The 13,374-nt window shown below is 41.2% G+C and carries 12 protein-coding genes; 3 read left to right on the top strand and 9 right to left on the bottom strand.

Features of this window, described 5'->3' with window-relative positions; genetic code table 11:
- Nucleotides 1–48: 48 nt before the first annotated feature.
- Complete coding sequence (locus tag H2245_RS07050; RefSeq protein WP_182406686.1) at nt 49–1,704, top strand: BCCT family transporter; 1,656 nt, start codon at nt 49–51, stop codon at nt 1,702–1,704.
- Between the two features lie 152 nt (nt 1,705–1,856).
- On the opposite strand, the gene H2245_RS07045 is transcribed toward H2245_RS07050, so the two are convergent.
- From H2245_RS07045 to dnaQ, 8 genes are all read right to left on the bottom strand, one after another.
- Nucleotides 1,857–2,195, bottom strand: coding sequence for a hypothetical protein (locus H2245_RS07045; protein WP_182406685.1), 339 nt, complete (start codon nt 2,193–2,195; stop codon nt 1,857–1,859).
- A gap of 243 nt (nt 2,196–2,438) precedes the next feature.
- A complete protein-coding gene (locus H2245_RS07040) occupies nt 2,439–2,723 on the bottom strand; it encodes a DUF3144 domain-containing protein (RefSeq protein WP_182406838.1) in 285 nt (94 codons plus the stop codon).
- A 359-nt stretch (nt 2,724–3,082) separates the two neighbouring features.
- On the bottom strand, nt 3,083–4,249 hold the full coding sequence (gene metK, locus H2245_RS07035) for a methionine adenosyltransferase (RefSeq protein ID WP_182406684.1): 1,167 nt from the start codon (nt 4,247–4,249) through the stop codon (nt 3,083–3,085).
- Between the two features lie 547 nt (nt 4,250–4,796).
- Nucleotides 4,797–5,492 carry an endonuclease III gene (nth, locus tag H2245_RS07030; protein WP_182406683.1) on the bottom strand — a complete coding sequence of 232 codons (696 nt, stop codon included), beginning with the start codon at nt 5,490–5,492 and terminating at the stop codon, nt 4,797–4,799.
- Nucleotides 5,493–5,580: 88 nt separating this feature from the next.
- Entirely contained in the window at nt 5,581–6,405 is an 825-nt protein-coding gene (locus H2245_RS07025) for an RnfABCDGE type electron transport complex subunit B (RefSeq protein WP_182406682.1), read from the bottom strand.
- Nucleotides 6,406–6,501: 96 nt separating this feature from the next.
- Nucleotides 6,502–7,476 carry an NAD(+) diphosphatase gene (nudC, locus tag H2245_RS07020; protein ID WP_182406681.1) on the bottom strand — a complete coding sequence of 325 codons (975 nt, stop codon included), beginning with the start codon at nt 7,474–7,476 and terminating at the stop codon, nt 6,502–6,504.
- 150 nt (nt 7,477–7,626) lie between these two features.
- Complete coding sequence (locus tag H2245_RS07015) at nt 7,627–9,309, bottom strand: hypothetical protein (RefSeq protein WP_182406680.1); 1,683 nt, start codon at nt 9,307–9,309, stop codon at nt 7,627–7,629.
- Nucleotides 9,310–9,471: 162 nt separating this feature from the next.
- Nucleotides 9,472–11,088, bottom strand: coding sequence for a DNA polymerase III subunit epsilon (gene dnaQ / locus H2245_RS07010; protein ID WP_182406679.1), 1,617 nt, complete (start codon nt 11,086–11,088; stop codon nt 9,472–9,474).
- Nucleotides 11,089–11,413: 325 nt separating this feature from the next.
- On the opposite strand from dnaQ, the gene H2245_RS07005 reads away from it, so the two are divergent.
- Complete coding sequence (locus H2245_RS07005) at nt 11,414–11,989, top strand: hypothetical protein (protein ID WP_182406678.1); 576 nt, start codon at nt 11,414–11,416, stop codon at nt 11,987–11,989.
- Between the two features lie 92 nt (nt 11,990–12,081).
- The gene (locus tag H2245_RS07000; protein WP_182406677.1) at nt 12,082–12,387 is read left to right on the top strand and encodes a hypothetical protein; all 306 of its coding nucleotides are present in this window, start codon (nt 12,082–12,084) and stop codon (nt 12,385–12,387) included.
- Nucleotides 12,388–12,566: 179 nt separating this feature from the next.
- On the opposite strand, the gene H2245_RS12225 is transcribed toward H2245_RS07000, so the two are convergent.
- Complete coding sequence (locus H2245_RS12225; protein WP_182406676.1) at nt 12,567–13,103, bottom strand: YkvA family protein; 537 nt, start codon at nt 13,101–13,103, stop codon at nt 12,567–12,569.
- Nucleotides 13,104–13,374 lie beyond the last annotated feature (271 nt).

The following is a 13,374-nucleotide window of genomic DNA, read 5'->3' as shown; positions in this document are numbered from 1 at the left end:
TATTAAATATCTTGTTAAGGTAGGCCCTTCAAAAAATTGAGATTATGAATGGATCATGTAAAAGTTGGGCGCTTAGGACCCTTTCCGCGCGTCAGTAAACCTGTTTTTTTATCTTCAGCCCTCTTAATTCTCGCCTTTATTATCTTTGGCGCTTTTTTTAATGAGTTGGCAAATGAAGTGTTTGGTCAAGCAAAAGAGTTCCTTTCTGTGCGCTTTGGCTGGTTTTTTATTGTGGTGGTTAATTTAGCATTGATCATGAGTATTTACTTAATATTTAGCAGGTACGGTGATATTCGATTGGGGCATCAGACAGAGAAACCGGAATACAATCTGATTTCTTGGATTGGTATGCTGTTCTCAGCCGGTATCGGTATTGGGTTGCTCTATTGGGGTACTGCAGAGCCGCTACAACATTTTATGGCGCCACCACTCGGCGAGCCTGAAACTATTGCTGCCGCTAAGCAAGCGATGAATATTTCTTTCTTGCATTATGGTCTGCACGTGTGGGCAATCTATGGCATGGTAGCCTTATCATTAGCCTATTTTCACTATCGCCGTGGTCTGCCGTTGGCTATTCGCTCGACCCTGTATCCACTAATTGGTAAAAAAATATACGGCCCATGGGGTCATATGGTCGATACCTTGGCCGTATTTGGTACGATGTTTGGGGTGGTCACCACGTTAGGTCTTGGGGTATTACAGATTAATTCTGGCCTCGAAACCTTATTCGGTATTCCAAACACCATTACCGTACAGATTATTTTAATTGTCTTTATTACCATGTTGGCAGGTCTTTCATTATTTTTGGGATTAGATAAAGGTATCAAGCGTTTAAGCGATATCAATATTTTTCTCACTTTTGTACTGTTAAGCTTTGTGATTATCTTGGGCCCAACACAGTTTATCTTTAATAGCTTTGTAGAAAATATCGGTAATTATTTACATCAGGTTATTCCATTAGGTCTTTGGACTGAATCTTATGCTGGTGTGGACAAATGGCAGTCGTCATGGACGATTTTCTATTGGGCATGGTGGATTAGTTGGTCGCCATTCGTTGGGGTGTTTGTCGCTCGTATTTCTCGTGGTCGTACTATTCGCGAGTTTATATTAGGGGTATTATTAATTCCTATCACTATTTTATTCTTGTGGTTTACAGCTTTTGGTGGTTCAGCAGTACATCTGGAGTTACTAGCGGCTGCTGACCCTAATTTGGCTAGCCCAGGTCTTATTGAGGCGGTGCAGGCTGATTATGGTAGTGCTATCTTTAAGTTAATGGAGCTATATCCGCTAACTCAGCCCGTAACGCTATTAATTATTGTGATGATTGTACTGTGGTTTGTGACCTCATCAGATTCGGCTAGCTTTGTGATTGATATGCTAACATCAGGTGGTGATGCCAATCCGCCGAAAATTCAGCGTCTATTCTGGGCAGGTACTGAAGGCGTTATTGCTGCGGTATTATTAGCAGCAGGGGGACTTGGGGCATTGCAAGCGGCATCTATTGTTTCAGGTTTTCCATTTGCCATTGTAATAGTGGTGATGCTGTATTCTCTGCTACGCGGTTTGAGTCGTGATCGCTTGATTCTATATCGCAATCAGCAATGGTTTATCACTGAGGAATCAGCAGAGCATAACTCCGCTAATGAGTTCGTCGATGAGCATCTATTAACAGGGCCGCCTAAAATTAAAGACCCTAACGAATAATTATTAGAGATATGATCGTAAAAACCCCAGTCTATACATACGTAGGCTGGGGTTTTTTCTATGAGATGTAATCACTCATTTATTTATTATGAGTTAAGTCTGATTAATACTTCATCATTGTACCAAATATTATGCTGCTATAAAGAGCAGAATTAATTGCATGCGCCTTTTGTATAACCAATTGCCGAAGACGTACCGCAGGCAGAGCAGGCGTTGCCCGCAGTGCGATAGCTAATCGTTGAGCCATTCTTAATCTTAACGCACACTGGATCATATTGTGCGTTGCAGATGGTTTGTTCGGGGTTATAAAGCGGGCATTGCGTAAAAACGTTATTGCCAGAGGTTTGGTGGTTCGTGGGCGTATGAATGGGCTTAGTATCGGGCGCATCAAAGCTTGGCATATTATTACAGCCGGTCAACGCCATCGTCACTGATAACGTCAGTAAAGTGAAGAACGATCGCCACGATGCCGAAAAATTATTTATAAACATAATAGCTCCTTATTATAGTTCCTTATTTATTAACGCTCTAACGTCCTGTTAGTAATGAGTATTATTCTTAATCATAACTTGTTTTAAGCATATAAAAGTTAATAAAAGTAAGCCAGCTATTTATCATAGGCAAAAAATAGCCCGCCTACTTATTATTGCTAGTAGACGGGCTATTAATGCTGAGTCTGCTGAAAATTAAATAAATGAGTTACAGACTAATCAATTAAAACATTTATTCACGACTTATGACGTTTTATTAATATTAATATACTTATCAAAATTTTGAGCATAATCGGTCAGATTGTCACTTAACATTTGGCGATATTGTTTAACATAAAACTCTACGATATCGTCTTTTTCTTTGGCAAAATCATCACCCTTTACAAAGCCAATAGAGGCAACCGAAGCACTATAACGGGCTGCGGCGTAGAGTAATGATGCTCCTACTTGTCCTGAATGCGCCTCGTCACCGAGCTGACTGTTTGCTACACCAATAATCGCATCGGCGCGTTGATAGAATCCTTGCATTTCAGGCGTTATTTCAACGGCAGCATCAGCATTGGTTTCAGACTGGCCATTCAGGTTTAATGTATTGTCTTCAGACATAAGCTACTCCTAATAATAGTGGGTGAATATGAATGGTTAACGTCGCTCATTTAAACCATATTATAATGTATGGTATGGCAACGCTGGCTAATAATAAATATCGATAGATAGTAACGCTTAAAAATATAAAGAGTAATATTAAAATGTAAGCTAAAAAGTAAGAACAAATAAAAGCCAGACTTCAAAGTAGGCAATATGCTGCTAGGAAGTCTGGCTTTTATATCATACTTATTAATATTTAGAGCTATTATTTACAGGCTCGTGAGTCGCAAGCTTGAGAACTATAAACCGGCATTCGCTTTTAATATTTCAGCTTTATCCGTTTTTTCCCAAGTAAAGGCAGTATCTGAACCAATGCGTCCAAAATGCCCAAAGCTGGCAGTTTGCTGATACATAGGCTGTAATAGGTTTAGCATGCGGGTTATACCATAAGGGCGCAAATCAAAATGCTTGCGAATCAGACGAATGATCTCTTCATGGCTAATTTTGCTAGTACCAAAGGTGTTGACCGAAATAGAAGTTGGTTCTGCAACCCCAATAGCATAGCTGACTTGGACTTCACAACGATCAGCAATACCTGCTGCGACCAAGTTTTTAGCCACATAACGTACAGCATATGAGGCACTACGGTCAACTTTAGAGGGGTCTTTACCACTAAATGCTCCGCCGCCGTGACGTGCCATACCGCCATAAGTATCAACGATAATTTTACGACCCGTTAATCCTGCATCACCAACCGGACCGCCAATGACAAACTTACCAGTCGGATTAATATGGTAGCGTGTGCCAGCATGCAATAATTCTGCTGGCAACACATGCTTAATGATAGATTCCATCACCGCTTCTTGCAGATCCGCTTGTGAGATGCTTGGATCGTGCTGGGTTGAAAGCACTACGGCATCGATAGCAGAGGGACGATTGTTCTCATATTGCAAGGTTACTTGTGCTTTGGCATCAGGGCGCAACCATGGCAATTCGCCCGCACGACGCAGTTCAGACTGGCGCTGCATCAGACGGTGTGCGTATTCGATTGGCGCTGGCATCAGGACTTCAGTCTCATTGCTCGCATAGCCAAACATTAAACCTTGGTCGCCTGCACCTTGCTCTTCAGGGTCGCTGCGGTCTACGCCTTGGGCAATCTCAGGTGACTGCTTACCGAGCATATTAATAACGGCACAAGTCTCGCCATCGAAGCCGAGGTCTGAGTGATGATAGCCAATACCATTAACTGTATCACGAACAATACGTTCAAAATCCACATTAGCAGTGGTAGTTATCTCGCCTGCCAATACTACAGCGCCGGTCTTAACCAAGGTCTCACACGCCACGCGCGCATTGAGGTCTTCGCGTAGGATGGCATCGAGGATAGCATCGGATATTTGGTCAGCCATTTTGTCAGGATGACCTTCGCTCACAGATTCTGAGGTAAATAAACTGTATTCACGCATAGTGGGATCGCTTAATTGAATCAATAATAATAGGAAAAAGCATAGCGTCTGAGCGCAGCTCTACATAATAAGTGCCTTGCATCAAGGTGCTTGTCTAATAAACTTCTGAAAAGGGTATAACAATAATACGAATGATAAAATATCGTGAGTATAAACGTGACAAAACGTAATGGTCAAGAATGGCGTTAACTAAGATAACTCATATGACCGTATTATAGGAGGTTATGGTTGCTGCTACTAAAATAGCGACAGTTGTCATTATCTTGCGTCAACCCGCATCTTCTATTTATCTGCGCAGTATTATTATCATGAGGCAAGCTATCTAATCTTAGGTGTTCAATATAAGACAGATAGACATTAAAAAGTAGCGTTATTCTACCTTGAAATAATGTAAAACTCTAGTAAGCTGAGTTTGCAGTATTACCAGTAATACTCATTACAGAGTTTATCAAAAATAAACCACAATAATTTTTTAAGATAAGTATCCAATTTTTGGTTTCTTAATTGACAGAATAAACCATCAAAATTATTTGGCAACCATACCCAGCTAAATCTCAATAAAGGCAGCTTTATCCTTAAACATACATTCATCATACACCGGACATGCACCGCATTTAGGTGTGCGCGCCTGACAAGTATAACGCCCATGCAAAATCAGATAATGATGAGCATCAAGCATCAAATCGTCTGGAATCCGCTCTACCAGCTTTTGTTCAACGATTAAGACGTTTTTGCCGGTTGCCAGCCCTGTGCGATTGCCCACTCGAAAAATATGGGTATCAACTGCCATGGTCGGTTGCCCAAAGGCAGTATTTAACACCACATTCGCAGTCTTGCGTCCCACGCCAGCCAGGGACTCTAAGTCTTGTCTGTTATCGGGAACGATACTATCAAAGTTATCTATTAAGGCGCGACAAGTCTTAATCACGTTTTTTGCTTTAGCATTATATAAGCCAATGTTTTTAATATATGATTTAAGTCCTTCCTCACCTAATGCCAAAATAGACTCAGGCGTGTTGGCAACCGGATATAGCTGTTTGGTCGCAATATTAACGCTGATATCGGTCGCTTGCGCTGAGAGTATCACAGCGATAAGTAGCTCAAAATTGCTATCGTAGTGCAATTCAGTGACTGGCTCGTCAATGGTCGCCGCCAATTTTTCAAAGAACGGACGTACATCACGATTAGGCATACGTCGTGATGGTGGGGTATCCGCAGTTTTGTGTTTGACAGTTTTACTCATGGTATTTTGGCTATCGTTATTTAATTTTATTTTAACGGGCTATTATTTTAAGTTGCATTTATTTCTAAGTTAGATTAAAAAATTATATCTAAATCTGCGAAAGTTCGATATTTAAAGCATTCAGTTCAGCTTGCTTGGCAGGATTTGCTCGGACACTCAGTTGTTTTTCTAACTTTTTAATTTTACTGCGTAGTTTTGCGGCAGCAATAGTGTCTTTTGCTTGTTGCTCACTGATATCAAGGGTTTGATTGGCTACATTATTCAATTTCGCCTCGACCATACTGACTACAGGTCTGCTATTACTAGTATCGGCAAGTTGCTTGGTCACCCGTTCGAGATGAGTGTAATAACGTTGGCGTAGATCATCTTGCTCTTGTTCACGCTCGTATATCGATAACTCGCGTTCAATAGTCACTAAGTCAATGCAATCCACCGGACAAGGGGCGATACACAGCTCGCAGCCGGTACATAAATCGGTGAATATCGTATGCATGTGTTTGCCTGTACCAACGATAGCATCGACAGGGCAGGCAGGAATACATTTGGTACATCCAATGCAATCATCTTCACGGATAACGGCACGAACTTCTTGCGGTCGCTGTGTGCGTGTTTCTATTGTCCATTTAGATGCCGCTGCTATAAGGTGCTCCTTGCTTGCTAAGATAGCGGCAATCTTATCAGTAACAGGCTGACCACCCGGCACACATTTATTATGTGGCTCATTATTGGTGACTATGGCAGCAGCATAGGGCAGGCAACCATCTGGATGATTGCATAGTCCGCATTGTGTCTGCGGCAAGCAAGCATCAATCTGCGCAATTTGTGTTTGCACGTCAAAAGGCAGCTCATTAAGGGCTAATGTATCAAATAATATTGGCAAACTTGATAAGCGGTCGTGGATAGTACTGGACATTGAATTACAGACCTTAACAGCAGTCATTATAAGCTGGTATAAAAAATAAAATAGATTTGAAAAAGTAGAATTATCAACCATAAGTGTGAATAATGATTAAAGAATTATTCCCTGCTCATGAGCAATCTGCTCAATCAAGTGATAAGCAATACTGCCTTTAAACGGTATTTTTGGCAAATTCGATATATCAAAAAAGTCTGCATGTGACAGCTCGTCTTCTTGTAGCACAATATCACCACCAGCATAACAGGCGCGAAAGCCCAACATCAAATTAGAAGGAAACGGCCATGGTTGACTGCTAACATAATCAATATCAGTGACTTTAATACCCACTTCTTCGCCTACCTCACGCATTACCGCGTGCTCCAAGCTTTCACCAACTTCCACAAAGCCTGCAATCAGCCCATATTGTAATGGTGGCGTCTGTCTGCCATAACGATGATGATGTGCAAGTAAAATCTGCATCTCACCAGTTAGTGGATTGGGGCGAGTAATGGCAGTAATCACACACGGTTGCACGCGTGGATACTGACGCAAACGACAGTTTGTGCATACCATCGCCCGTTCACCTCGGCTAGCCACAGTGACTGGTTCACCGCAGCGACTACAAAACCTGGTATCTGCTTGCCAGCGTAACAGCTGTATGGCTTGGCTCAGCTGACAGGCTAAGTTTATAGGCAGATGTGGAATTAGTTGACGATATGCCACCAATGCCACACTTCCTAATGCAATCGGCTCATCCGTACTACTACCACTAACTGCATCCGCACTAACCTCTACAGTTGGCGTAGGAAAAACAATGTGTTGAGAGTTAGCGTAACAGACAGTTACGGCGTATGTTGCTGATATAGGAGCGGACTCGTCTAGTTGATCGATTTCTATTGTCTTTGTAGCTTTTGCTGTTTCATTACTTACCAGTAAAGGCACGCAGCCTAACTGGTAAGTTTGATGTGCTCCGTCATTATTAATAAAAGTAAGAGGCATAGCAACCTGAATAGGCAACCAGCCCTCACCTATATAACGGCATAACACTGTCTCATTATTAAGTACAAAACTTGCCGTCAAACTCATAACTCATGTTCCAAATCAGGCATAATATGCTTGATGATTAAAGTACCACAATAAGACAATTAAATATCCAAACGCATGTTACGGATGAGGTTTGCGCTATTGAACCACTATTCCATTGACTAGTATGCCAGTCATTAATTATTTCAGACGCTAAGCGGCTAAAAGCTGTGTGAGACTATGTTGAGCGATATCCAGTGACTGACGACTGATAGGACGATTATTTTCATAGCTCTGCAAAAAGTAGTCCACAGACATCAATACATCAGCGATATGCTCAAGAGTATGACTATTTAAAGGATAGTTAACTGTTATGCGCTTCTCTAAGTAATGAGTCAACTGACTAAGCATACTAGCAGAAATAGGCATTTGTAAAAAACGCGCTGCTCCTGAAACTTGATGCAGCATTTCTGGTAAATTTTGTATATGAAGTACGTCATGATTAGTATCAGCAACATAATCATTTATCGCTTGCTCAGCACTAGCAATGGCAGTTCGGCTTTCTTGAATTAATGTATTATAAGCAGTATCCAGCTGGTGTAAAGAGATGCCTTCATTATTCAATGGTAATTTGACAATACCCGGTGTATGGAGTTTTGCCATCTTAATGAGTGCATTCTCAGCGCTCATCAATGCCTGTAATAGATGATCAAAGTCGCTTGGGCTTGGTACTTGCCATTTTGTCACTGCTATGCCTGCCTCATAGAGCGCGGTTGCTGCCGTATTTAAGCATAGTAGTCGCAATGTAGAGCTCATCTCAATCAGTTCTTGAGTGATCTGACTAACTTGTAAGTCAGTTGCAGTGAGCGAATGGCCACGTGAATAATTATCTACCTTTTCTTTAATATTGTTAATTTTGGCTTGAACTAATTGATGCAGCGTATCAGTAACTTTTCGATTAGGGCCAAATAAAAAGCGTCTCATTTGCTCGCGCTGAGGCATCTCTAATTGATTGATCGCATACTGGCTGCGTAGTTTTTGTCCCTGCGCATTGTCACGCTGACAGGCCAAGCTGACCAGCTTTGCAAACCGGCTATCATTCACCGGCAGGTAACTATGAAACTGCTGTTCTAAATAAATTAACGTGTGTTTTTGGCTGGCACTTAACGGCAAAATAGTCTCAATGTCGGTCATTGCCGCTGCTGCCGCTTGCCAAAATAAGCAACCGCTATGAGCAGCAATAAAAGTACACGCACTACTCATCGCTACTAATTTTTGTAACTCATCATTTGATAACTGACCATCGGTATTGGACAGAACAACTGAGAACCCACTACGGAACGCATTGCTTAAACGCTTATCGTCAAGGTTGAGCGCAATTAACGGTTGAAAGTTTTGTTCAGGATTAGCAATAATAACACTGCTATTACCGAAGTTTAAAAAGTAATCGTCAGCAAGTAGCTCAAGATTGGCATGGGTATGCAACTTATTAATAATTGGCAAAAGTAATGACGGTTCTACCGTTTCCGTTAATAAGACAAATTCAACATAACGATCAAGAGTCATAATCGCTTCTGATAAATCCATAATTAGTGCGGTATTGCTATTATCGTCACTATCATGTAAGTGTTGTAGACCGTGCGCAATCGCACTACTGAGTTTTTGTCCACCTGCCAATAAAATCAGCTCAAATATACGCGACAGCTGAGTCAATACGTCAATAGAGTCAAGTAATAAAGCGCTTTGTTGTCGACCATTGGTAAATTCGTTTAAGTAAACCTCTGTATCTTTAAGCGTAGTAATAATTTCATCATGTAGCAAATGTAGAGACGGTAAGTCGAAGTTAGTAATACTTAACGTCGGTGGGGTTAAAAGATCGTGCTCTGATTGACTCATAATGTTTCATCCATAAAATGCGGTTAATAAGTAACATTATCACGCTATTATTGTCTTTATTCTTTTGGTAATTGGGGTTTTATATACGTTAGCTGCGCAGGTTGGCGAGTCAGGAATTTTCAATTGAATACCAACTGTATCTGCTTGAAAAATAGCCCATTATCACTGGCTTATAACATTTTTAATCTCTGGGTAACTGCTCGATAAGCTTGTAAACCAATCTTTATTTCCGCTGTCATCAGCAATAGATTCGACCAATAACGCAGCAAGATTGGCAAAATGACTATTACTCGATTGTCCACCTTCTGTTGTTTGGATATCGTCTTCAATGGCAAGTGTCACCTGACCACCGGTCATTGCTAAATACACTTCAGCTAAAATCTCTGAGTCTAAGAGTGCGCCGTGAAAGGTACGGTCTTGCTTACCGACTTCAAGACGACGGACAAGTGCATCAAGGGTGTTTTTTTGCCCTGGATACTGCTGTTTTGCCATCACTAAAGAGTCAGTTACTTGTACCCGCTCAGCAAAATCGGTTATCCCGACGCGTTCAAACTCCATCGATAAAAAGTTCATATCAAACGAGGCGTTATGGGCAATGATTTCAGCGCCGTCCATAAAGTCGTATAGCGACTGCGCGACTTGATCAAAAGTAGGTTTATCCGTTAAGAATGCTTCAGAGATACCATGAATACGAATAACGACTTCATCCATGCCGCGTTGTGGGTTGATATAGACGTGCAATTTTTCACCGGTAAATTTACGACCTATCATTTCAACAATACCGACTTCGATAACGCGATCGCCTTTTAGCGGGTCAAGCCCCGTCGTTTCAGTGTCCATAATCAGCTGGCGATTGGCAGCATGACGATTAATAGGCTGAGGTAATAACGGGCGAAAATGTGGATTGGCACGGCTGGTATCGCCGTCAAACTTAGGCAACGATTTTTCTACTGAATCTTGAATTTCTAAAGCAGTGCTATCTGATGTAGAACCTCCTAAAACAGATGTGCGATGAGAAGAATTTGACGCATAACTAGCATTAATAGAATGCGGTGCGCTAACGTCTGATTGATGAGCGGTATTAGTGTCAAGCGCTTGCGTTGAGAATGATTGGTCTGAGCCCTCATCCATCACATTTAACCCTAAAGGGTCATCTAATAGCCAATCACTATGGTCTGCTTGAGAGGTGTTATTGGTCATTAAAGGCTCTTTTTTTTTAACTTCAGAAGTTGTAAGGACAGTGCTTTTAGGGAAAGCATCTTTGCCCTTAGTTTTGCTACTTGATGTCACGCCAAGGTTTGCCAGTTCGTCCGCTTTCTCATTACCAGCATGTCCGGCGTGCCCTTTTACCCAGTGCCATTCGACCTTACGCGTCTGACAAAGGGCGTCGAGCTGTTGCCATAAGTCTTGATTAGCAACTGGCTTATTACTTGCTGTTTTCCAGCCTCTTTTTTTCCAATTAGCAACCCATTCAGTGATACCTTTTTGAACATAACTTGAGTCGGTCCAAATCTCAAGAGTAGGCTCATGCGGGCTATGGGTGAGCGCTTGAATTGCGCCCATCAGCTCCATACGATTGTTGGTTGTATCGGGTGCACCACCATACAAATCTTGTGTTTGACCGTCACTAAATATCAGATGTGCACCCCAGCCACCGGCGCCTGGATTGCCCTTACAAGCACCATCGGTGTATGCCACTGTGGTATCAGGTTTTGCAGCAAGCGGATTAATAGTAGCGCAAGTAGCAGCACTAGCGAGCGACATCACATTATCGGGCATAAAAACTCAATTGGTCAATAGACGCCTTAATAACACAGGCTTAGTGAAAAAGACAACACCAGCACATGGACGCCATTTTGATTTGGCAATGAGCAGGGTTTAGGCGCTATTGATTATAACAAATTCGCTACCTATATGGACATTCTCGATGGTGAAAAAAAATATAAATCAAGCCATTGGGCAATCCATATATAATTTCATAAAGCCCGCTATAAAAGCTTATATCAAAATCAACTGCATCTATTTTTCTGTTAAAATAGATAAAGTAGTTAACCTTTTAAAAGCCAATTTTTTCATGCCTTTACGCCTTATGTAGGATGCCCTTATGTTGAGCTTACGCCCAGATACAATGTATAAAAAATTATCATTGCTGGCTGCCAGTATCACTGCTTGTACTGCGTTATTACTGGTTGGCTGCGACAATAGTCAACAAGCAAAGTCAACTGATACAGCAAACACCAGCGCTACTGCCGCTCAGCCTGATTTGTCTATATTTGCAGGATGCTATACCGTCAGTCATGATGAGCCTGCGCAAATTAAAGTGAGCGAACAAGGCGGTAAGTGGGTGATGCAAATGAAAGAGCCTGCCAGTGCTAATCGCGTTTGGGATACACCAGAGCCGTTAGAGGTCATGACAGCTGAAGAGATTCCCAAATATTTCTCAATTGAACCTAACAACGTTGATGCGATTATTGGGCGTCCTGATAGAGTATTGGTTATGGCGCATGTGAAGCCAGTTTATGCCAATATCGACCCATTGCTCGATAGTGAATATTTATCTTATATTTATAAAGGCGCCAACACTATTTATCGCGTTGAGTGCGACGAGGTTAAGACGGATATTTTAGCCAATCCGCATGCTAATATGAAGCATGAAAAGAATAGTATTGTAGAGTTATAACTTTAGCGCTGCGATCTAAGTGCCAAGACTTACAAGATTTAAGAGCAAACGTTAACCAACTTCCAAATCCTTGAATAACTCGGTCGAATAATATGAATTTTTTTAGTTATGTGGTATTGGGCGGCTTTTCTTATGCCGCAGGTTGGGCGATTCGTACTTACATATTAGATAAACAGCCAGAGCCTGAGCAGCCTTATAATCTAAAGCATCCGCTTATCTTAGGCTACATGGGTGGCTTTTTTATTATTATGCTGATTGTCTCTTGGTTACTAGGACGTTACCTGCTTGGGCACACTACGATTGATTTGCCTTTTATTATTATTAATAGTTTGGTTGCTACCTTTGTCTATTCATTTGGGCTTAATCCAGAAAAAGTGCGTTATGATGTGCCAGACTGAATCTAAATGATGTTAAAAGTATGCATACTATATTTATTCATACAGCATAAAAACATTCGTTAATATGAATAAAAGCAGCGACCGATGATTCACTCATAGGTCGCTGCTTTTTTGCGGCATTAAAATTATTCTTACCACTTTTCTGATTTGGCTTAATAAAACATTAGCATAAGCTAAAATTAAGCGCTGGGCATTTCTGTGCTTGTTTCTGCATCCGTGTCTGTATCAGTATTAGCTTCTTTGTCCGCTTTAGTATCGATATTGCTATCCGTTGCGGTTTGAGCTTCTTTCCATACTTGATACGTTTGCAGGTCTTTTTCGACCATTTTTAAGCAGAACGCAATAATAATGGCGTCGTCAATGTAGCCAATTACCGGGATAAAGTCTGGAATAATATCAAGTGGGTTTAGGATATAAACCAATCCTGCCACAACAGCGGCAATGGATTTATACGGTACAGTGCGATAATTGCCTTGAGAGTAGTCTTTCACTAAACTAATAAACAACCCAACGTCGGTCGTAAAGCGATTGAGATGGCTGCTGTCTTTTAGTTTCTCTTTAAGTTTTTCTTCCTCATTCAGAATGTATTCAAGATCCGCATCCAGCAGTTTTTCATTGGTTTCGCTATGGGCGATTTCTGCTTTTTTCTGATTTATCTTATCGTTATACAGCATATTTTTACTAAGATTGGTGTCGCTTTGGCTCTTATCGGTCATTATGATTATTCCTTGTATAATGTTTTTAAAATTACTGTCCGTGATAAAAATCAATATTTTTGATAATTTCGCACGCCTATACTATAGCAAGCCGAGCGTTAAGTACCAAACCGCTTGGGTATTGTTTTGTTGCACAACGTTTTACTGTATAGCAGTAGGGCGGTGTGACTCTTGTGTATTTTAATAGAATCTAGCTTATATCAAATCGTTCGTCTACTGCCGTGATGATAATAAGATAGGCTACAATGGCATATTATCGAGATACTCATTA

Origin of the sequence: Psychrobacter sp. GP33 (assembly GCF_014119005.1) — a bacterium.
Classification (GTDB): domain Bacteria; phylum Pseudomonadota; class Gammaproteobacteria; order Pseudomonadales; family Moraxellaceae; genus Psychrobacter.
The sequence above is the reverse complement of the archived record's forward strand: the minus strand, read 5'-3'. Positions and strand labels throughout refer to the sequence as shown.